The sequence below is a fragment of the Methylobacterium amylolyticum genome (assembly GCF_030700245.1).
Lineage (GTDB): Bacteria > Pseudomonadota > Alphaproteobacteria > Rhizobiales > Beijerinckiaceae > Methylobacterium.
Genome location: NZ_JAUYZI010000002.1, coordinates 156,859 through 176,660 on the forward strand (window position 1 = coordinate 156,859; position 19,802 = coordinate 176,660).

Here is a 19,802-nt window from a genome sequence, read left to right on the forward strand (position 1 = left end):
GCACGCGGGGAGAGGCCCGCACGGACCTCGTCGTCCGTGCGGGAAGCGGCGGCGCAGCCGGAGCGGCGGTGAGGGTGCATCGACGGATGAGGCTCCTCCGGCAGAGCCCCCTCACCCTCGGCTGCCGCCTCGCTCCGGCGACGACGGGGTCGCCGGAGCCCTCTCCCCGCACGCGGGGAGAGGGGATGCGCGCCCGGATCACCCCGCGCCCGCGCGCAGCCGCACCAGCATCGGCCACAGGGCCGCGCCGCCGCCCGCGCAGACGGCGCGGCCGATCCGCTCCTGCCACAGCACGTCGGGGCCGAACTCGTCGCGCCAGGACCACAGCCGGCGCGTGGCGCGGTGCAGCCCGTGCTCCTGGGTGAAGCCCATGGCGCCGTGGACCTGGTGGCAGATCTCGGCGACGCGGCCCGCCGCCTCGCCGCAGCGCGACTTGGCGACCGCGACGGCCAGCGGAAACCGCGTGCCGCCCCAGGCGGCCGCCGCGAGATCGGCCGCCGCGGTCGCCGCCGCGAGGTGCCCGGCCGCGTCCGCCAGCATGTGCTGGATCGCCTGGAACTTGGCGAGCGGCCGCCCGAATTGCTGCCGCTCGGTCGCGTGGTCGAGGCTCGAGGCCAGCGCCCGCTCCATCGCGCCGACCATCGCCTCGGCGCGGATCCAGGCGCCGACCGTCTCGATCGCCCCACCCTCGGCCCCGGCCAGCCAGCCGGGGAGCGGCCGGACCGCGTCCGCCGGGACCGCGCGGCCGGCGAGGTCGAGGGCGTCCCGCGGCTCGCCCGCGAGATTGTGGCGGGTGTCGGTCGCCGGGCCCGGCGCCTCCAGGCGCACGAGGCACCGCCCGTCCGCGCCGGACGCTTCGACCAGCAGAGCGGAAACACCGCCGCCCCAGGGCACGCCCGCGGCCCGGCCGTCGAGGGAGAAGCCGTCGCCGGACGGCGCGATCCGCACCCCCGCCGCCGCGGGGACGAGGGACAGGGCCCCCGCCCCGGCCTCCCCGCCGGCCGCCGCCCAGAGCGCGGCGCCGGCGATCGTCTCGGGCAGCGGCAGCGGCAGGGCGGCGCGGCCGCAGGCGCGGATCAGCCGGGCGGCGACCGTCGCGTCGAGCCCGATCCCGCCCCGCGCCTCCGGCACCAGCGCCAGCGGCAGGCCGCTCTCGTCGATCGCCTCCCACAGGGGCGCGGGCCACGCGGCCGGCCCCGACGCGCCGTCGCAGGCGGCGAGCAGCGCCGGGGTGATGTGGGCCGAGAACAGGCGCCCGGCCTGATCGAGGACGATGCCGGCGACGTCGTCCGGCGCGGTCTCGGGTTCCATGGCGGCGCTCATCGCAGGCCCAGGCCCCGGGCGATCACCCCGCGCAGCACCTCGCGGGTGCCGCCGCGCAGGGTGAAGGAGGGCGCGCGCAGGGTCGTGTGGGCCAGCGCCTCGCGGTACGGCTCCCCTTGCGCGTTCAGGCTCGGCTCGACCGGCACGAGCCGCCGGGCGACCTCGGGCACCTCCCGCTCGAAGCCGGTGCCGACATCCTTGACCAGAGCCGCCTCGACGCCGGGCACGATCCCGCGGTCGAGCAGGCGGGCGACCGAGCCCGACATCCCCATCAGCGCGGCGAGCTGCGCCACGAGGCGCCCGGTCTCCGCCGCCTGGAAGCGGTCGGGCTCGGGGCCGATCCGGTCGATCGTCTCGACGAGCAGGCGGTAATCCGAGAGGAAGCGGTCGGGCCCCGAGCGCTCGAACGCCAGTTCCTCCGTCACCAGCCCCCAGCCCGCCCCCTCGGCCCCGACCATCATCGCGTCCGACACGCGGTAGTCGGAAAAAAAGACCTCGTTGAACTCGTGGTGGCCGGACAGGTCGAGGATCGGCCGCACGGTGACGCCGGGGGCGGCGAGATCGACGATGAACTGCGTCAGCCCCCCGTGCCGGTCGGGGCCGGGATCGCCGGTGCGCACCAGCGCCAGCAGGTAATCGACCCGGTGGGCGTTGGTGGTCCAGATCTTCGAGCCGTTGATCACCCAGCCGTCGCCGTCCCGCACCGCGCGGGTGCGCACCGCCGCGAGGTCGGAGCCCGAGCCCGGCTCGCTCATGCCGATGCCGAACGAGCAGTCCCCGGCGCAGATCCGGGGCAGGATCGCGCGCTTGGCCGCCTCGGTGCCGTGGCGCAGGATCTGCGGGCCGGACTGGCGGTCGGCGATCCAGTGGGCGCCGCAGGGGGCGCCGGCCGCGAGCATCTCCTCGGTGACGACGTAGCGCACCAGCCCCGAGCGGCCGTGGCCGCCGTACTCCGTCGGGACGGTCAGGCCGACGAAGCCCGCCGCCCCGGCCCGGCGGCTGAAGTCCGGATCGAAGGTCGTCCACGTGGTCCGGTGCGGCACGAAGCCCCCGGCCGCCAGCTCCGCGGCGAGGAAGGCGCGCACCGCCTCCCGGGCCGCCTCGGCCTCGGCGGGCAGCGGCTCCGCGGTGAAGCGAAAGCTGTGCATCGTCAAGGTCCCGCTCAACTGCCGCCGTCGGCCTTCAGGCCGGGGAAGAAGATCTCCTGCCAGTTGGCCGGGACCTTGCGCAGGAAGCCCTGCGCCGCCATCGCCTGGGCGAGGGCGACCATGCCCTTCGGCGCCGGATCGTAGACCACCGTGCGGTCGGCCAGGATCTCCTCCACCTGCGCGGGCGTCAGGTTCACCTGCTCGGAGGCGAGGTAGATCTGCGCCGCGCGCTTGGGGTCGTCGCGGATCAGCGCGAAGGCGTCCTCCATGCCGGCGAGCACGGCGGCGGCCACCTTCGGGTTGTCGTCGACGTAGCCCTGCTTGGCGTTGAGCGTCGCGGCGGTGATGTCGCCGTCGCCGATCAGCCCGGTCGAGGTCATGATCGCGCGCACGCGCTTGTCGGCCTTCAGCACCTGCGTGAACGGCGGGGTGGAGAAGTAGCCCGTCACCGTCTGCCCGGCGAGCACCGCCGCCGTGGCGTCGGGGTGGGGCAGGCTCATCAGCAGGGCGTCGATCTTGACCGTGCCGGCGGGCTCCTTGGCGGCGGCCGCGCGCAGCAGGATCGCCTGCGGCGAGTTGAAGGCCGGGACCGCGACCTTGTCGCCGAAGGCGAAGTCCTTGAGCGCGGCCACCCCCGGCTTGTTGGTGAACAGGGTGTAGGTGACGGAGCTGAGCGCGCAGAGGCTCTTCACCTGCTGGCGCCCGCGGGTCTTGTCCCAGGCGATCAGCGCGCCGGCCGAGCCGAGGGTGCCGAACTCGATGCTGTCGGACAGAAGCGCGTCGTTCATCGCGGTCGAGCCGCTGAAGCGGGTGAGCGTGACATTCATGCCGTCGAGCCCCGCCGCCTTGGCGCGCGTGTCGAAGAAGCCCGCCTTCTCGGCGACCATCACCGGCAGGTAGACCAGCCCGTATTGCAGGCCGATCCGCACCGTGGCGGGCTCGGCCGCGGCCGGGGCCGCCGCCCCGGCGAGCAGCAGCGCGGCGACGATGATGCGCGCGCGCAGACGCGGCGTGCGAAGGGGTCCCGCGAAGCGGCTCGGCATCGGCGTCCTCCCGGACTTCTCGCGCTGTGTCGCGCGTTTCCGGCTCGTCCGGGGATCCCGGTCCCCGTCGGCCGCCCCGAGTAGGGCAGAGGCCGGGCGGCCCTTCAATCGCCATCGCCGCGCTGACGGCAGATATCACATCCGTGATGGCCGGGCGGACTCGGACGGTGGTGCATCGGGTGCGTGACATCGCGTATCCGGACGGGACAGCCGCGGCCTGGCCCCGGACGCCCCGGGCCGCCGCGGGGACACGTCCGATCGGGAGGGCATCGGCATGGGCACCACGGCGCATCCGGCCCCCGGGCCCGATTCCGCCGCCGACGGCCCCGCCCTGCCCGACCGGAGGCGGGGCGCGGGGGCCGGCCTGTCGGTCGGCGACGATGCCGGCCGCGGCGCGACCTGCCCGGTCAAGTCGGCCGCCCGGGTGCTCCAGGTGCTGGAACTGTTCGACGAGATCCAGCGCGAGGCCCGGGTCGGCGAGATCGCCGGGCGCCTCGGCGTCCCGCAATCCTCGACCTCGGTGCTGCTGAAGAGCCTGACCCAGCTCGGCTACCTCGACTACGACCCGGAGAGCCGCAGCTACCTGCCCTCCCCCCGGGTCGCGCTGCTCGGCACGTGGCTCGACAAGGGGCCGGTGCGGGACGGCAGCCTCGTGCGGATGCTGGAGGACCTGTCCGAGCGCACCGGCGGCACGGTGATCCTCGCCGCGCGCAACGCGATCTATTCCCAGTACCTGCACGTGCTCCAGGCCCGCACGGCGATGCGCTTCCACGTGCCCCCGGGGACGCGGCGGCTGGTGGTGTGGTCGGCCACCGGCACGGCGCTGCTCGGCGGCATCCCGGACGGGGAGATCGGCTCCCTCGTGCGCCGCACCAACGCCGAGGCGCCCCGGGACCGGGCGCCGGTTGCGGCGGCGGCGGTGATCGCCAACGTCGCCCGGCTGCGGCGGGACGGCCACTTCTTCTCGCGCGGCCTCGTCACCGCGGGCGCCGGCTCGATCGCGGTGCCGCTCCCGAGCTGCATAGACCGCCGCGGGCGGCCCCTGGCGGTGGCGGTCTCGGGGCTGCTCGACGCGTTCGAGCGGCGGGAGGCGGAGATCGTCGCCGCGATCCACGACGCGATCGGCCGGTTCCTCGCGCCGGAGGCATAGGGCTGGCGATCCCGCGCCCGCGCGGGACGGCCCCGCGCCCGCGGCAGCTTGATCGCCGCCCCCGCCGCTCCTGAGAGCCTGGCGGAGGATCTCAATCAGGCTCTGAGGCCGAGGGGGGCTTGGAAGAGCGCCCCGAACGGGCTCCGAGACCGCCCCTTCACGCCTCCTCCCCCTCGCCGGCCAGCGACCATTCCTGCACGCGGGCGAGGTGGTCGTAGGCGCCGTAGCGGGTGGCGAATTGCGGGTAGGGCCGCGCGGTGTAGGCGGCCTCGCCGGTCATGAAGCGGGCCACCAGCCCGCGCAGCCGCGCCGCGTGCTCGGCGACGATCGCCTCGACCGAGCGCGCGTCGCCCCGGGGCGGCTTCACCGGCGCCGGCTGGAACGCCTTCCGGCCGCCCGAGGCGTGGACGTAGAGCAGGTCGGGCGTCGCCGTCACCGGGGGCAGCCCGTCGAAGGCGCCGTGCATCAGCATCGCCGCCTCCAGGGTGAGCTGCGGCGAGAAGCCGGCGAAGACCGTCTTGTTGCTCGGCGGCGCGCCGGTCTTGAAGTCGACGATGCAGGCGGTCCCGTCGGGGCGCAGCTCGATCCGGTCGGCGCGGGCGCGGAGCGTGAAGGTCTCCCGGCCCATCGGGATGGCCCAGCGGCCCAAGACCTCGGCGTGGACCCGGGCGAGGCCCGGGCGGCGGGCGGCCTCCCAGGGCAGGTAGGCGGCGGCCATCCGCTCGTAGCGGGGCCACCACTCCGCGTAGAGGTCCGGATAGGCGTCGGAGATCCGGGCGAAGGCGGTGTAGGCGAGCTGGAACAGGTGCTGTTCCGGCGCCGCCGGCAGGGCCTGCGGGAAGGCGCGCGAGAAGTCTCCGAACACCTCGTGGACGAGGGAGCCGCGCTCCGCCGCCCCCGGCTGCCCCGCCACCGGCTCCAGCGGGTCGAGGCCGAGCACGTGCCGGGCGAAGATGCTGTAGGGGTCGCGCACCAGGGTCTCGACCTCGGTGACGCTGAGGGAGCGGGGGAACAGGGCCGGGTCCGGCCGCGGGGCGGGCCGGGTCATGCGCGGCTGCGGCGGTGCCGTGTCGAGGGCGGCCGCCAGCCCGGTGAACCGGCGCCCGGCCTCCAGCACCGCCGCCCAGCGGGCCTCGCCGCTGTAGGCGCGCATCCGCTGGATCAGGCGCGAGGGCACGGTCGGGGCGCCCTCCCGCTTGAGGGAGCGGGTGATCACCGCGTCCCGGCAGCCCAGGGCCGCGACGAAGTCGTGGGCCATCTGGCCGATGCGGCGCTCGGGCGGATCGAGGCCGACGCGCTCGCGCATCGGGCGGTTGAGGAAGGCGTCGGTGAGCGTGCGCACCGGCCAGACGCCCTCGTCGAGGCCGCCGAGCACCACCCGGTCGGCCGAGAGCAGCCGCGCTTCGAGCAGGCCGAGGATGCGCAGGCGCGGGTGCGGCGCCTCCCCCGAGCAGGCGACGTTCCGCTCGCGGGCGAGGGCGGTGAAGAAGCCCTGGTAGGCGTCGAACCGGCCCGGCATGCCGCCGGCCTCGGCGGTCTCCAGGTCGTCGAACAGGGCGTCGAGGCAGAGGAGCGAGCCGTCCGCCTCGGGCTCCGGCGCGTCCTCCGGCCCGGACAGGAGGATCTCGCAGGCGCGGCGATGCCCGGCCGCCACCGCCAGCAGGTCGCAGTCGCCCGCCGCCTCGGGGCCGGGAAACGCCGCGAAGGCGACCTCCAGGCGGTCGAGGAGCGTCGCGGCGAGGTCCCAGTCGATGTCCGTGAGCCGGCGCTTGGCCCGCGGCCGGCGCTCGGGCGGCCCGGCGCGCTCGGCGGCCAGCGCCTCGCGCAGGGCTTCGAGACCCGCGGCCGGGGCGGGGCCGCGCAGCAGGCCGATCTCCAGGCCGGCGGCGCCGCGCACCACCTCGGGGCGCGTCAGCCCGAGCCGGGTCATCGGGTGCGACAGCAGGGCGATGATCCGGGCGGGGATCGTGTCGGCCTGGAGGCGCACGAGGTCGGCGGCGAGTTCGGCCGCGAGCCGGGCGAGGCGCCCCGCCGGACTGCCGGCCAGGGACAGCCCCGCGGAATCCTCGGCGACGATGCCCCAGCGCAGCAGTTCCACCGCGACGCGGCCCGCGAGCCCGCGATCCGGGGTGACGAGGGCGGCGGTGGCGCCGGGGGTCTCCAGGGTCTCGCGCAGGGCCAGCGCGGCGACCAGCGCCTCCTCCCGCTCGTCGGCGGCCTCGGCGAGCGCCAGCCCGTCGAGGCCCGCGGCGACGCCCACGTCGCGCTCCCCCGCGTCGAGGGCGGCCCAGGCGTCGGTGGTGTCGGCCGGGCGCAGGGCCTGCGACAGGAGGGCGGCGCGCGCCCGCTGCCCGGCATCCGGTTCGCCGAGCGCCGTGACCGCCTCGCGCGGCAGGGCGAGGCCCCGCGGACCCAGGAGCCGGTGGAGCACCGCCTGCGGGTGGCCGTGCGCCACCGCCCGGGACAGGCCCTCGCCGGTCTCGATCCCGTCCCAGCCCGCCGCGTCGAGGTCGAGGTCGAGGCCCGGCAGGACCACGGCGCCCCGGGGCAGCCGCGCCACCGCAGCGATGAGCCGGGCGGTGGCCGGCACCGATCCGAGGGAGCCCGCCACGATCACCGGGTCGTCGGGGGGCCGCCGCGACAGGCGCCGCGCCTCGGCCAGCACGAGGCCGCGGGCGCGGGCCACCGGGTCGGCGAGCCCGCGCTCGCCCAGGATCCGCGGCCAGTTCTCGGCGGCGATCCGCACGAAGTCGAGGGTCAGGCCGAAGTAGCGGGAATACTCCGCCTCCACCGCGCCGCCGATCTCCGACCAGGGCAGGCCCTCGACGGTGAGCGCGTCCATCAGTCGTTCGAGGTCGCCCGCGAGCCCGACCGCGTCCGCGGGGGAGGACGGCACCAGGAACGGCACCTCGGCGTCGAGGGGCAGCAGCGAGCGGTCGATGCTCCGCGCCCAGGCCTGGACGAGGCGGGCGAGCACCAGCCGCCGCTCCAGGGGCGGCATCGGCGCGCCGCCGGGCTCGCCGTCGCCGTCCCCCTCAAGCAGCGGCTCGGCGGCGAGGTCGAGTTCCGCCTCGTCGGCCTCGCCGAGGGGGATCGCGCGCGGCAGCAGCGCCGCGTCCCCCAGCCGCTCGGCCATCAGCGCGGCGAGCGCCCGGGCGGCGCGGCGGGTCGGCAGGTAGATCGTGACGGCGGCGAGCGCCAGCGGGTCGTCCGCCACCGGCCCGACGAGGCGGCCGGACAGGAGCGCGTCGGCGAGCGTCGGCAGGAACGGGGCGCCGCGGGTGACGGTGAAGACGGCCGGTCGGCGGGACATGCCCCGGCATACAGGGACGCGCGCGCGCGCGACAGGCTCGGCGCGGTCGCGGCCCCGTCGCGCCACTCCCGCTGCCGCCGGATTGCGGCCGGGCGTCGCAGGGACGACGCGCGGGGTGCATCTACGTATGGTTGTTCAAGCGCCGCGGCGACGATTCCGCCGCTCCGTGGGACGAACCGGATGATCTTCACCACCGAGGCCTCGGGCGTCCTGACCTATGTCGGGCCCGAGTGGGAAGCGCTGACCGGCCAGGACCGGCACGCGGCGCTCGGCGAGGGCTGGCTGGCCTGCCTCGACAGCGAGGACGGGGCGATCCTGCGCGGCGCCCTGGCCGAGGCGGCCCGGACGCGGGCCGAGTTCACGGTGCGGTTCCGCCTGCGCCGGGTGGGGGGTGTCTCCATCTGGGCGGTCGCCGGGGCGGTGCCCTCCTACGGGCCGCCGGACACCACCTTCCTGGGCTTCCTCGGTTCGATCACCGAGATCGCGCCCACGGTCGGCGAATCGCTGGCGGCGCGGGCGAGCATCGGCCGGTTCGTGCCGCCGCCGCAGCAGCCCTCGACGCTGCCGGGCTCGGCCCTCGACCTCGTGGCCGACCACCTGCTGATCGCCCATTCCCTGATCGAGGCGGACGGGGGCAAGTCGGCGCTGCCGGCCCTGCGCGAGGCCCTGTTCCGGATCGGCCAGGAGATCGCCCGCAAGGAGTTCGGCCAGTCCGGCCACGCGGACGCGGACCGGATTCACTGACGCCCGCGACCGGGGTGCGCGGGATCCGCGGTGCCGCCCGGGGGGCGGGCCCGGGACGGGTCAGGCGGCGCGTCGTCGCGCGTCCGCCGCGGCGGCCGGCACGGCCCGGTCCGGGATCGGCCGGCCGGTGGCCCGGACGAGGCCGGCGGCCCCGGCCAGCGCGCCGGGGCGCAGGTCCAGCCCGAGGAAGCGGGCGCGCTCGAACGGTCCGGGCAGCGTGAGGTCCGCGGCCGCCTCTCCGCGGAAGCCGAAGCGGGCGTAGTACGGCGCGTCGCCGACGAGCAGCACCGCCCCGTGGCCCAGCGCCTCGGCGCGGCCGAGCGCCGCCTGCATCATCACCGAGCCGAGGCCGCGGCCCTGGACGGCCGGGTCCACGGCGAGCGGCCCGAGCAGCAGCGCCGGACGGCCGTCGCCGGTGGCGACGTCCCACAGGCGCAGGGTGCCGACGAGGCGCCCGCCGCGCGTCGCCGCGAAGGCGAGGCCGCGGGCCGGCAGCCGGCCCTCGCGCAGGCGCTCGGAGGTCTTGGCGCGGCGGTTGCCGGGGAAGCAGGCGTCGAGCAGGCGCTCGCGCGCCGGGATGTCGTGGGGGTGTTCCGCGCGGATCTCGATCACGGGCGTGCCCTCCCAGGGCGCAACAGGCGGGAGCAGCGACCATCCTCGCGGGCGTCCTCGGGGACGCCCGTCCGGTGCGGGATTTCTAAAGGGACGTCCCCGGGCGGCGCAGGGCCGCCCGGAACGGTGCGACAGCCGATCAGATGACGATCTGCTGAAGGGGCGGGAAGCCGTTGAAGGCGACCGCCGCGTAGGTCGTGGTGTAGGCGCCCGCGCCCTCGATCAGCACCTTGTCGCCGATCGAGAGCGAGACCGGCAGCGGGTAGTGCTGCCGCTCGTAGAGCACGTCCACCGAGTCGCAGGTCGGCCCGGCCACCACGCAGGGCTCGGTGCGCTCGCCGTCGTGGCGGGTGCGGATCGGGTAGCGGATCGACTCGTCCATCGTCTCGGCGAGACCGCCGAACTTGCCGATGTCGAGGTAGACCCACCGCACCTCGTCCGGGTCCGCGGACTTGCGCGACACCAAGACGACTTCCGCCTCGATCATCCCGGCATTGCCGACCATGCCGCGGCCCGGCTCGATGATCGTCTCCGGGATCTGGTTGCCGAAGTGCTTTGTGAGCGCGCGGAAGATCGCGTCGCCGTAGCTCTCCACGCCCGGCACCGCCTTGAGGTACTGGGTCGGGAAGCCGCCGCCGAGGTTGACCATCGACAGGCCGATGCCCCGCTCGGCGCACTCGCGGAAGATCGCCGAGGCCGAGGCCAGCGCCCCGTCCCACGCCTCGGTGTTGCCCTGCTGCGAGCCGACGTGGAACGACACGCCGTAGGCGTTGAGGCCCTGCCGGTGGGCGTGCTCCAGCACGTCCGCGGCCATCTCGGGCACGCAGCCGAACTTGCGCGAGAGCGGCCAGTCGGCGCCGGCCCCGTCGCACAGGATGCGGCAGAACACCTGCACCTCGCCGGCCTCGACCCCTGCCGCCTCGGCCGCGCGAGAAATCTTCTCGACCTCGACCTCGCAATCGACCGCGAACAGGCGGATGCCGAGCTTGAGGGCGCGGCCGATGCAGCGCTCCTTCTTGATGGTGTTGCCGAAGGAGACCCGGTCGGCGGTGGCGCCGGCGGCGAGCGCCATCTCGATCTCGGCGACCGAGGCGGTGTCGAAGCAGGAGCCCATCTCGGCGAGCAGGCGCAGCACCTCGGGGGCCGGGTTGGCCTTGACCGCGTAGAACACGCGGGTGTCCGGCAGCGCCCGGGCGAAGGCGGTGTAGTTGTCGCGCACCACGTCGAGGTCGAGGACCATCACGGGCCCCTCGTCCCGGCCGAGGTCGCGGCGCGCGCGCAGGAAGTCGCGGATACGGTCGGTCATGGTCGTCTCCCGGCACAGGTTCGCAGGCGCCCTGCATCGGGGCGCGATGTCGAAGTCAGACGGCCTCGCGAGCCGTCGGCGTCAGGGGGCGATGCGTCGCGGACGGCCGCGTGCTTTGGAGACACGCGATCGAGCGCGGGCGCAGAGCACCCGGAAGCTGCCGTGGATTGGATGGGGAGACCCCAACCGCACGCCGGGCAAGGAGAAACAAGCCTCTTCGGTGCCGGCCTTTGGAGGGCCGACGAGACCAAAAAAGCCCGTTCGTCGTTGCTTTAAGCTGCGTCCCCCGTGGAGAGCGGGGTTCGCCGGTTTCGCCTCCGGCTGCCGGTTGTTGTCGGGGTCCGGTGTCGCCACCTGGATGCCGGCCGCAGGGATCCACCCCTTACGGCCATCGATCCTTAGACCCCTGGCGGCTGTCCGGCAGTTGACCGGATGCCCACCAACCGACACGCGGCCACAGGCACGTGCGAAATTGGGCAGGGCGCATATAAGCGCCTCGCCCCCCGGCCTCAAGACGGAATCGCGCCGCGCCCCCCGAAAAACACAGGCCGCCGCCGGGTGTTGCACGCATGCCGCTTCCGCCCCGCCCGGGCGGCGCGGATGCGGGCTTTCCAAGCGGGACGGATCCGGGCATCTCAGCGGGCGGCGGGCCCCGGAGGGCGGACGACGGATGCGATCGAGCGCGAGCACCACAACCGGGCGCGGGCACGGCCCGCGTTCGAGCGCGCCATGAGCGTGATCGCCCTGGACATGGGCGCGCCCGTGAGCGCGACATGGGTGTGAGCGCCCCCGCCCGCGAGGCCCGGGGCGAGCCCCTGGAGCCGTTCATCCGGACGGCCGAGCCGGACGACCTCGACGCCCTGTTCGCCCTGGAGCAGGCCGCCTTCGCCACCGACCGGGCCGAGCGTCGGGCGATCCGCCACGCGATCCGCTCGGCCACGATGGACGTGCTGGTGGCGCTGGTCGAGGACGCGCTGCTGGTCGGCGCGGCCGTGCTGGAGCGGCGGCGCGGCAGCCGGATCGCCCGGCTCGCCTCGATCTCGGTGGCGCCGAACCGCGGCGGCCTGGGTCTCGGCGGCCGCCTCCTCGACGCGGTCGAGGCCCGGGCCCGCGCCGCCGGCTGCGACCGGCTGCGACTGGAGGTGCGCGGCGACAACGGCGCCGGCATCCGCCTCTACGAGCGGCGCGGCTACCGGCGCTTCGCGGTGCGGCCGGACTATTACGAGGACGGGATGGAGGCGTGGCGCTACGAGCGGGATCTCGGCGCGGGGGCGGACGCCTCGCCCCGATGACGCCCGATTAGGGGATTCTTGTCGCGGCTCCGCTACCTCCCCTCATCGAGACGCTCCGTCCGAGTCGCCGCGCATGGCCGTGATCGCCGCCTTCGTCCTCAATGCGGGGTTGAACTTCGTCCTCGGCCTGCTGATCGCCCGCTGGCTCGGGCCGGCCGATTTCGGCCGCTTCGCGCTCGCCACCACCGGGGCGATCGTGCTCAACACCGTCCTGTTCGAGTGGCTGCGGCTGTCGGCGACCCGGTTCTACTCGGGGCGGGTGCGGGTGGACGAGCCGTGGATCCGCCACGGGCTCGACCGGGCCTACCTGCGGCTCGGGGTGCTGCTGGTCGCGGCCGCGGCGGCCTGCGGGGGCCTCGGGCTCGGCGAGGGGCCGGACGGGCGCGAGGCGGTGCTGTGCGGCACCGGGCTCGCGGCGCTCGGGATCGGCGTGTTCGACTACCACGCCGCGCTCGCCCGGGCCCGCTTCGACGGGAAGCTCTATCTCGGCCTCGTGGCGGTGAAGAACGTGCTGGCCTTCGGCATGATGGCCGGCGCGGCGTGGTTCCTGCCCCAGCCGGCCTGGGTGCTGGCGGCCGCGGGCGTCAGCCAGCTCCTCGCCGTGCTGGTGCTGCGCGGGCCGCTGCGCGATCCCGCCGGCGCGGTCGAGCGGGCGCGGCTCGGGGCGACGTGGCGGGTGTTCGCCCGCTACGGCCTGCCGCTGATCGCGGCCAACGCCGCCTACCAGCTCCTGTCCTTCGTCAACCGCGGCGCGGTGGCGGCCCAGGCCGGCTTCACCGAGGCGGGCTACTTCGCGCTCGCCGCCGACGTCACCTCCCGGGCGCTGATGACGCTCGGCACCGCGCTCGACCTGCTGCTGTTCCAGATCGCCGTCCACGCCGAGGAGCACCGCGGCCGGGCCGCGGCCGAGGCCCAGGTGGCGGAGAACGCGGGGACCGTGTTCGCGCTGCTCGCCCCCTGCGCGGTCGGCTTCTGGGCGGTGCTGCCGGCGCTCCAGGCGCTCGTCGTGCCCGAGGCCTATCGCGGGCCGTTCGAGACCTACGCCCTCGCCCTGCTGCCCGGGCTGTTCTGCCTCGCGATGATGTTCTACGCGGTCAACCCGGTGTTCCAGATCCGCCGCCGCACCCTGCCGGTGATCGCCGCGGCCCTGGCCGGGCTCGCCCTCAACGGGATCGGGCTCGTCGCCCTGCCGCCGCTCTTCGGCGGGATCGGCGTGGCGCTGGCGCAGACGCTGGGGCTCGCCGGGGCCGGCCTGTGGCTCGGCTGGCGGGCGCTCACCGGCCGCGAGCGGATCGTGCTGCCCTGGGGGGCGATCGGCGCGGCGTCGCTCGCCTGCGCCGCGATGGGCCTCGCGCTCGCCCCGTTCCGCGGCCTGCCGCCCGTCACCGCGCTCGCGGTCTGCGTGCCCGCGGGCATGGCCCTCTACGGGGCGCTGGTGTGGATGTTCGACATCGCCGGCCTGCGCCGTCAGGTGGCGGCGCGGCTGCGCCCGGCCCGGGCGGTGGCGGCGGAGTAGGCCCGTCCGCCGGGAGCGCCGCGCCGGCTCGATCGAGCCGGCGCGAAACCCCAAAAAAAATCAGTCGATGTCGTCGACCGCCTCGCCGCCGCCGTAGACCCGCTGGGCGAGCGAGGCCTCCATGAACGGGTCGAGGTCGCCGTCGAGCACCTCGTCCGGGTCGGTGGACTGGGTGCCGGTGCGCAGGTCCTTCACGAGCTGGTACGGCTGGAGGACGTAGGACCGGATCTGGTGGCCCCAGCCGATATCGGTCTTGGACGCCGCCTCGGCGTTGGCCTTCTCCTCGCGCTTCTTCAGCTCGGCCTCGTAGAGGCGGGCGCGCAGCATGTTCCAGGCGGTGGCCCGGTTCTTGTGCTGCGAGCGCTCCTGCTGGCAGGCCACCACGATCCCGGTGGGATTGTGGGTGATGCGCACCGCCGAGTCGGTGGTGTTGACGTGCTGGCCGCCCGCGCCGGACGAGCGGTAGGTGTCGATCCGGCAGTCCGATTCCTTGATCTCGATCTCGATCCGGTCGTCGATCACCGGGTAGACCCAGACGCTGGCGAAGCTGGTGTGGCGCCGGGCGTTGGAATCGTAGGGCGAGATCCGCACCAGCCGGTGCACGCCGGACTCGGTCTTGAGCCAGCCGTAGGCGTTGTGGCCCTTGATCAGGAGCGTGGCGCCCTTGATCCCGGCCTCCTCGCCGTCGGTCCACTCGACGATGTCGACCTTGAACTTCCGGCGCTCGGCCCAGCGCCCGTACATGCGCTGGAGCATGTTGGCCCAGTCCTGGCTCTCGGTGCCGCCGGCGCCGGCATGCACCTCGACGTAGGTGTCGAAGCCGTCGGCCTCGCCCGACAGCAGGGTCTCGACCTGCCGGCTCGCCGCCTCCTTCTGGACGGCCAGGATCGCCGCCTCGCCCTCGGCGACCGAGGCGGAATCCGCCTCCATCTCGCCGAGCTCGATCAGCGTCGCGCCGTCCTCGAGATCGCGGTCCAGCTTGCGGATGGCGGAGACCGCCTCGTCGAGCTGCTGGCGCTCGCGCATCACCTTCTGCGCGGCCTCGGCGTCGTTCCAGAGTTCGGGGTCCTCGGAGCGGGCGTTCAGCTCCGCGAGGCGTTTGTCGACGGTGTCCCAGTCAAAGATGCCTCCTCAGCAGCCCTATAGACTGCTTGGCGGCATCCGAGGCCTGCTCGATCTCGGCGCGCATCTGGTGTGTTCGGGTGAGGTGGGGGGCGTGTCGGGCCGGGGTGATACCGGGCGCCCGCGCCCCTGTAAATGCCGCCGCCGCGGCGCCGGACCGCAGGGCGGCCCCCGAAACCCGCGCGCGCGGGCGCGTTGACGCGTCAACCCTCCCCCACCCCTCCCCCACGCGAGCGGACAGCCGGCATGTCGGACGATCACGAGCAGATCTGGGACGATTTCAACGCGGCCGTGAACATGACTCCGGCCGCCCTGCGCAAGCACCTCGACGGCGCGGCGAGCCGGGAGGTCGGCCAGAAGACGGACGGCGGGGAATCGACCGGCCACGCGATGGGCCGGCGCATCCTGGCGATCAAGGACACGAAGAAGGCCGACCTCACCGACGACGACTACGCCGCGATGAATAAGGTGGTCGGCTACGTCCACCGCCACCTCAAGCAGGGGGGCAAGGCCCGCAACGACCCGGATTCCCCCTGGCGGCTGTCGCTGATGAACTGGGGCCACGACCCGCTGAAGGGGTGAGGCCCGCGGCCGGCGGGGCGCACGTCCCGCCGCCGGTCGGTCTCAGTTGCGCGGCGGCACGATGTAGGCCGGGGCGACCACGTACTCCTTCGGCCGCCTCTGGGCGCCGAAACGGCCTTCCGAGATCTGGTCGTTGTAGTAGTCGAACCCGGAGAAGCCGAAGCCGCCGCCGTTCATCACCTGCGGCACCGGCACGGCCGGCACCTGGAGGTCGGGCCGGGAGGCCGGCGCCAAGGGGCCGCCGCCCTCCGATTCCAGCACCGACGGCCCGTCCGGAGCGACGAAGACGAAGCCCTGCGGCCGGATCGGCACGGGAACCTCCTGGGCCGAGGCGCTCACGCCCGCGAGGACGAGCAGTCCGGCGGCGGCGATCAGGGACTTCAGGGTCACGCGGGATGCTCCGTCACGGCGCCGGGCGGGACCGGCGGAAAGCTCGACAGTGTAGCCGATCCGCGGCGGCCTGTCCGGTCCGGACAGGCCGTCCACAGGCCGGGCGCGGCGGCTCACCCCCGGGCGCTCAGCACGGGCGCGGCCGGGACGGGCCGGCAGGTGCTCCAGAAGGCGTTGAGCGGCAGGGGCTTGGAAGTGCAGGCGTAGGCGTCGCCGGGGCCCGGGGCCGGCACCGGATCCCGGGCGATGATCGGGTTCGGCGCGCAGGCCGATGCGGCGGCGGCGAGCAGCAGGGCGGCGGTGAGGTTCAGGCGGCGCATGCGGCTCATGGGACCGGTTTCGAGACAGGAATGCCCCCGCCCGACCCTGCGGCGCCGGCGCCGGCCTGACAAGCGCCGCCGCGGGGCGCGGAGCCCGCCCGGCCGCCTTTGGCCGGGCCTGTCGCCGGGCGGCAACAACCCGGCGCACCCGGCACTCCGCCGTCCCGACCCCGTTCCTACCCCGCCTTGGCCATCGGCACGACGTTGTGCAGGGTCTTGTCGGCGCCGTCGAAGAAGCGGCGGATGTTGCGCGCCGCCTGCCGGATGCGCTGCTCGTTCTCGACGAGGGCGATGCGGACGTACTCGTCGCCGAACTCGCCGAAGCCGATGCCGGGGGCGACCGCCACGTCGGACTTCTCCAGGAGGAGCTTGGAGAATTCCAGGCTGCCGAGCGGCCGGTACTTCTCCGGGATCGGCACCCAGGCAAACATCGACGCCTGCGGCGTCGGGATCGTCCAGCCGGCCTTGCCGAAGGACTCGACCAGCGCGTCGCGGCGCTTCCGGTAGATCGCCCGCATCTCGTGGATGCAGTCGTCCGGCCCGTTCAGCGCGGCGGTGGCCGCCACCTGGATCGGCGTGAAGGCGCCGTAGTCGAGGTAGGACTTCACCCGGGTCAGCGCCGCGAGCAGGCGCTCGTTTCCGACCGCGAAGCCCATCCGCCAGCCGGCCATGGAGTAGGTCTTCGACAGGGAGGTGAACTCCACCGTGCAGTCGATCGCCCCGGGCACCTGAAGGACGGAGGGCGGCGGCGCCCCGTCGAAGTAGACCTCGGCGTAGGCGAGGTCCGAGAGCAGGATCAGCTCGTGGCGCTTGGCGAAGGCGACGAGGTCCCGGTAGAAGTCGAGGTCGGCCACGTAGGCGGTCGGGTTCGAGGGGTAGCAGACCACCAGAGCCACGGGCTTGGGGATCGAGTGCTGCATCGCCCGCTCCAGCGCCGGGAACATGGCGGGCGTCGGCTCGGCGGGCACGCTCCGGATCACGCCGCCGGCCATCAGGAAGCCGAAGGCGTGGATCGGGTAGCTGGGGTTGGGCACCAGCACCACGTCGCCCGGCGCGGTGATCGCCTGGGCCATGTTGGCGAAGCCCTCCTTGGAGCCCAGCGTCGCCACGACCTGGGTGTCCGGGTTGAGGGTCACGCCGAAGCGGCGCTGGTAGTAGCCCGCCTGGGCGCGGCGCAGGCCGGCGATGCCCTTGGAGGCGGAGTAGCGGTCGGTGCGCGGGCGCCCGGCCGTCTCGCACAGCTTGGCGATGACGTGCTTCGGGGCGTCGAGGTCCGGGTTGCCCATGCCCAGGTCGATGATGTCCGCGCCCTGGGCGCGCGCCGCGGCCTTGATCCGGTTGACCTGCTCGAAGACGTAGGGCGGGAGGCGCTTGATGCGGTGGAAGTCGGTCATGGGCGTGTCCATACGGCGCGTCCGGTCTGGCGTCTGTGATGTCGGCCGCGCGCAGGCTGCCTGTACCAGAGTTGGACGCCCCCGCCGACCCGAATTTTTTTTCGGGGCCGGTGCGTCGGCGCCCCCGCAGGGTGCCTCACTCGGCGCGCTTGGCCGGCGCCGTGCCCTTGCCGGTGCCTCTCCCGGCGCTCTCGGCGGCGCGGCCGCGGGCCTCGTTGCGGCCGCGCGCGCCCTCCAGCTCCGCCTCAAGGGCCCGCTGGTCCTCCGCCGACTTCGCCCGCACCGGGCGCTTGGGCGCGTCGACGCCCACCGCCATGAAGTCCGGCTCGGCGCCGCGGCTGTCCCGGACGAAGTCCGGCGCCGCGACGGTCTTCGGCCCGTAGCCGGCATCGACCGCGAGCGTGCGCACCGTGTCGCCCGAGCAGGCGCCGAGGGCGGCCATCGGCGCGAGGAGCGCCAAGACCCGGAGCCGCCGGACCACGGCGCGCGGCGCGTCCGCCGGACATCGGGGCACGCGCGATGAGAACCGCGATGAGAACATGGGACGGATGTTTCGGGGCCACCCCGGCGCGGGGTGGCGCAACCTCTCGCTGGATCCCTAATTTGTCGGAAACGAGGCTCGCCGGAGGGCGGAGCCGCACGACACCAGGGAGGCACCCGTGACGAGCCCGCAGATGCAGGCGCCGAAGGGAACCGCGCCGCCGGCGCCGGTGACCGACGCCGCGCCGCCGGCCCTGCCGGATTTCGAGGCGATGGGGCGCAACGCCGGCCAGCTCGTCGAGGCGATGGGGCGCAGCGCCGCCCGCTACCTCACGCCGGACGGCGCGCAGGCCGGCCCCTCGGACGAGGTCAACGAGATGGTCCGCACCCTCGGCCGCGTGGCCGAGAGCTGGCTCGCCGACCCGAACCGCAGCGTCGAGGCGCAGGCGAAGCTCTCGCAGGCGTTCCTCACCCTGTGGGGCTCGACCTACCTGCGCCTCCAGGGCCAGCAGACCGACCCGGTGGCCGCCCCCGAGCCCCGGGATGCCCGGTTCGCCCACGCGGACTGGTCGCAGAACCCGTATTTCGATTTCATCAAGCAGGGCTACCTGATCGCCACGCGCTGGGCCGAGGGCCTCGTCGACGAGGCCGAGGGGATCGACGAGCAGACCCGCCACAAAGCGCAGTTCTACCTGCGCCAGGTCACCAGCATGCTCTCGCCCTCGAACTTCCTGGCCACGAACCCGGAGCTGATCCGGCACACGCTCGCCGAGAACGGCGCCAACCTCGTGCGCGGCCTGCAGATGTACGAGGAGGATCTGGAAGCGGGCGGCGGCCAGCTCCGGGTGCGGCAGACCGACCCGAGCGGCTTCGAGGTCGGCCGCAACGTCGCGGTCACCCCCGGCGAGGTGGTGTTCCGCAACGACCTGATCGAGCTGATCCAGTACGCGCCGGCCACGGAGACGGTGCTGAAGCGCCCGTTCCTGATGGTGCCGCCGTGGATCAACAAGTTCTACATCCTCGACCTCAACCCGCAGAAGAGCTTCATCAAGTGGATGGTCGACCAGGGTCTGACCGTCTTCTGCATCTCCTGGGTCAACCCGGACGAGCGCCACGCGGCCAAGGACTTCGAGTCCTACATGCGCGAGGGGATCGAGGCGGCCATCGACGCGATCGGCGCCGCCACCGGCGAGACCGAGGTGACGGCGGCGGGCTACTGCGTCGGCGGCACCCTGCTCGCGGTGACGCTCGCCATGCAGGCGGCCACCGGCAACCGCCGGATCCGCAGCGCGACGCTGCTGACCACCCAGGTCGACTTCACCCACGCGGGCGACCTGAAGGTGTTCGCCGACGAGGACCAGATCCGGCAGGTCGAGGCGCGGATGGCCGAGCGCGGCTATCTCGAAGGCGCGCGCATGGCCAACGCCTTCAACATGCTGCGCCCGAACGACCTGATCTGGCCCTACGTCGTCAACAACTACATCAAGGGCAAGGCGCCGTCGGCCTTCGACCTGCTGTACTGGAACTCCGACGCCACCCGGATGCCGGCGGCCAACCACTCGTTCTACCTGCGCAACTGCTACCTCGAGAACACCCTGTCGCAGGGCAAGATGGTGCTCGGCAACGTGCGCCTCGACCTGAAGAAGGTGAAGATCCCGATCTTCAACCTCGCCACCCGGGAGGACCACATCGCCCCGGCGCTCTCGGTGTTCGAGGGCTCGAAGAAGTTCGGCGGTCCGGTGGACTACGTGCTCGCGGGCTCCGGCCACATCGCCGGGGTGATCAACCCGCCGGCCAAGCCGAAATACGGCTACTGGACCGGCGGCCCGGCCAAGGGGAAGCTGGAGGAGTGGATCGGCAAGGCCACCGAGACCAAGGGCTCGTGGTGGCCCTACTGGTTCCAGTGGATCGAGGCGCAGGCCCCCGAGCGCGTCCCGGCCCGCGTGCCGGGCGAGGGCTCGCTGGCCTCCCTCGGGCCGGCGCCCGGGACCTACGTGCGGATCCGCTCCTGAGGCGCGGCGCGCCGCCCCGGCCGGTGCCGGGGCGGCCGTCCCGCCGCGGCGCCCG

The 19,802-nt window shown here is 74.3% G+C and carries 17 protein-coding genes; 6 read left to right on the forward strand and 11 right to left on the reverse strand.

Annotated elements, in window-relative coordinates; translation table 11 throughout:
- Positions 1-198: 198 nt before the first annotated feature.
- From Q8W71_RS02500 to Q8W71_RS02510, 3 genes are read right to left on the reverse strand one after another with little or no spacing between them, the layout of a single operon-like run.
- A complete protein-coding gene (locus Q8W71_RS02500; RefSeq protein WP_305523728.1) occupies positions 199-1,311 on the reverse strand; it encodes an acyl-CoA dehydrogenase family protein in 1,113 nt (370 codons plus the stop codon).
- Between the two features lie 8 nt (positions 1,312-1,319).
- The gene (locus Q8W71_RS02505) at positions 1,320-2,471 is read right to left on the reverse strand and encodes an acyl-CoA dehydrogenase family protein (RefSeq protein ID WP_305523729.1); all 1,152 of its coding nucleotides are present in this window, start codon (positions 2,469-2,471) and stop codon (positions 1,320-1,322) included.
- 14 nt (positions 2,472-2,485) lie between these two features.
- Positions 2,486-3,514 (reverse strand): ABC transporter substrate-binding protein, encoded by a 1,029-nt coding sequence (locus tag Q8W71_RS02510; protein WP_305523730.1) that lies wholly within the window; start codon positions 3,512-3,514, stop codon positions 2,486-2,488.
- A gap of 274 nt (positions 3,515-3,788) precedes the next feature.
- Between Q8W71_RS02510 and Q8W71_RS02515 the strand changes: the two genes are divergently transcribed.
- Positions 3,789-4,664, forward strand: coding sequence for an IclR family transcriptional regulator (locus Q8W71_RS02515; RefSeq protein ID WP_305523731.1), 876 nt, complete (start codon positions 3,789-3,791; stop codon positions 4,662-4,664).
- Between the two features lie 157 nt (positions 4,665-4,821).
- Here Q8W71_RS02515 and addB read toward each other — a convergent pair whose 3' ends face one another.
- Positions 4,822-7,977 carry a double-strand break repair protein AddB gene (addB, locus tag Q8W71_RS02520; RefSeq protein ID WP_305523732.1) on the reverse strand — a complete coding sequence of 1,052 codons (3,156 nt, stop codon included), beginning with the start codon at positions 7,975-7,977 and terminating at the stop codon, positions 4,822-4,824.
- A 180-nt stretch (positions 7,978-8,157) separates the two neighbouring features.
- Here addB and Q8W71_RS02525 point away from each other — a divergent pair, with 180 nt between their 5' ends.
- Complete coding sequence (locus tag Q8W71_RS02525) at positions 8,158-8,721, forward strand: PAS domain-containing protein (protein WP_305523733.1); 564 nt, start codon at positions 8,158-8,160, stop codon at positions 8,719-8,721.
- Positions 8,722-8,781: 60 nt separating this feature from the next.
- Here the strand turns inward: Q8W71_RS02525 and Q8W71_RS02530 are convergent, their stop codons facing one another.
- Entirely contained in the window at positions 8,782-9,333 is a 552-nt protein-coding gene (locus Q8W71_RS02530; RefSeq protein ID WP_305523734.1) for a GNAT family N-acetyltransferase, read from the reverse strand.
- A gap of 139 nt (positions 9,334-9,472) precedes the next feature.
- The gene (locus Q8W71_RS02535) at positions 9,473-10,639 is read right to left on the reverse strand and encodes a type III PLP-dependent enzyme (protein WP_305523735.1); all 1,167 of its coding nucleotides are present in this window, start codon (positions 10,637-10,639) and stop codon (positions 9,473-9,475) included.
- 773 nt (positions 10,640-11,412) lie between these two features.
- Here Q8W71_RS02535 and Q8W71_RS02540 point away from each other — a divergent pair.
- Positions 11,413-11,931, forward strand: a complete 519-nt coding sequence (locus Q8W71_RS02540) for a GNAT family N-acetyltransferase (protein WP_305523736.1) — start codon at positions 11,413-11,415, stop codon at positions 11,929-11,931.
- Between the two features lie 73 nt (positions 11,932-12,004).
- A complete protein-coding gene (locus Q8W71_RS02545) occupies positions 12,005-13,447 on the forward strand; it encodes a lipopolysaccharide biosynthesis protein (protein WP_305523737.1) in 1,443 nt (480 codons plus the stop codon).
- 60 nt (positions 13,448-13,507) lie between these two features.
- On the opposite strand, the gene prfB is transcribed toward Q8W71_RS02545, so the two are convergent.
- A protein-coding gene (gene prfB, locus Q8W71_RS02550) for a peptide chain release factor 2 (RefSeq protein ID WP_305523738.1) occupies positions 13,508-14,636 on the reverse strand; the annotation gives its coding sequence in 2 pieces (ribosomal slippage) (positions 13,508-14,566 and positions 14,568-14,636; 1,128 coding nt in all).
- Positions 14,637-14,815: 179 nt separating this feature from the next.
- On the opposite strand from prfB, the gene Q8W71_RS02555 reads away from it, so the two are divergent.
- Entirely contained in the window at positions 14,816-15,151 is a 336-nt protein-coding gene (locus Q8W71_RS02555) for a DUF3140 domain-containing protein (RefSeq protein WP_305523739.1), read from the forward strand.
- Positions 15,152-15,193: 42 nt separating this feature from the next.
- Here Q8W71_RS02555 and Q8W71_RS02560 read toward each other — a convergent pair whose 3' ends face one another.
- The 4 genes from Q8W71_RS02560 to Q8W71_RS02575 form a co-directional block, all read right to left on the reverse strand.
- Positions 15,194-15,541, reverse strand: coding sequence for a hypothetical protein (locus tag Q8W71_RS02560; RefSeq protein ID WP_305523740.1), 348 nt, complete (start codon positions 15,539-15,541; stop codon positions 15,194-15,196).
- A 113-nt stretch (positions 15,542-15,654) separates the two neighbouring features.
- The gene (locus Q8W71_RS02565; RefSeq protein ID WP_305523855.1) at positions 15,655-15,861 is read right to left on the reverse strand and encodes a hypothetical protein; all 207 of its coding nucleotides are present in this window, start codon (positions 15,859-15,861) and stop codon (positions 15,655-15,657) included.
- Between the two features lie 176 nt (positions 15,862-16,037).
- Positions 16,038-17,255: an LL-diaminopimelate aminotransferase gene (locus tag Q8W71_RS02570; RefSeq protein ID WP_305523741.1), complete on the reverse strand. Its 1,218-nt coding sequence runs from the start codon at positions 17,253-17,255 to the stop codon at positions 16,038-16,040.
- A gap of 136 nt (positions 17,256-17,391) precedes the next feature.
- Positions 17,392-17,736, reverse strand: coding sequence for a hypothetical protein (locus tag Q8W71_RS02575; RefSeq protein ID WP_370875318.1), 345 nt, complete (start codon positions 17,734-17,736; stop codon positions 17,392-17,394).
- 193 nt (positions 17,737-17,929) lie between these two features.
- Between Q8W71_RS02575 and Q8W71_RS02580 the strand changes: the two genes are divergently transcribed.
- On the forward strand, positions 17,930-19,747 hold the full coding sequence (locus tag Q8W71_RS02580) for a PHA/PHB synthase family protein (protein ID WP_305523857.1): 1,818 nt from the start codon (positions 17,930-17,932) through the stop codon (positions 19,745-19,747).
- Positions 19,748-19,802 lie beyond the last annotated feature (55 nt).

Excerpts from the sequence above, each read along its gene's own strand:
- Q8W71_RS02500 (WP_305523728.1), bottom strand. The coding sequence starts at position 1,311 with ATGGAACCCGAGACCGCGCCGGACGACGTCGCCGGCATCGTCCTCGAT.
- Q8W71_RS02505 (WP_305523729.1), bottom strand. The coding sequence starts at position 2,471 with ATGCACAGCTTTCGCTTCACCGCGGAGCCGCTGCCCGCCGAGGCCGAG.
- Q8W71_RS02510 (WP_305523730.1), bottom strand. The coding sequence starts at position 3,514 with ATGCCGAGCCGCTTCGCGGGACCCCTTCGCACGCCGCGTCTGCGCGCG.
- Q8W71_RS02515 (WP_305523731.1), top strand. The coding sequence starts at position 3,789 with ATGGGCACCACGGCGCATCCGGCCCCCGGGCCCGATTCCGCCGCCGAC.
- addB (WP_305523732.1), bottom strand. The coding sequence starts at position 7,977 with ATGTCCCGCCGACCGGCCGTCTTCACCGTCACCCGCGGCGCCCCGTTC.
- Q8W71_RS02525 (WP_305523733.1), top strand. The coding sequence starts at position 8,158 with ATGATCTTCACCACCGAGGCCTCGGGCGTCCTGACCTATGTCGGGCCC.
- Q8W71_RS02535 (WP_305523735.1), bottom strand. The coding sequence starts at position 10,639 with ATGACCGACCGTATCCGCGACTTCCTGCGCGCGCGCCGCGACCTCGGC.
- Q8W71_RS02540 (WP_305523736.1), top strand. The coding sequence starts at position 11,413 with ATGGGTGTGAGCGCCCCCGCCCGCGAGGCCCGGGGCGAGCCCCTGGAG.
- Q8W71_RS02545 (WP_305523737.1), top strand. The coding sequence starts at position 12,005 with ATGGCCGTGATCGCCGCCTTCGTCCTCAATGCGGGGTTGAACTTCGTC.
- Q8W71_RS02555 (WP_305523739.1), top strand. The coding sequence starts at position 14,816 with ATGTCGGACGATCACGAGCAGATCTGGGACGATTTCAACGCGGCCGTG.
- Q8W71_RS02565 (WP_305523855.1), bottom strand. The coding sequence starts at position 15,861 with ATGCGCCGCCTGAACCTCACCGCCGCCCTGCTGCTCGCCGCCGCCGCA.
- Q8W71_RS02570 (WP_305523741.1), bottom strand. The coding sequence starts at position 17,255 with ATGACCGACTTCCACCGCATCAAGCGCCTCCCGCCCTACGTCTTCGAG.
- Q8W71_RS02580 (WP_305523857.1), top strand. The coding sequence starts at position 17,930 with ATGCAGGCGCCGAAGGGAACCGCGCCGCCGGCGCCGGTGACCGACGCC.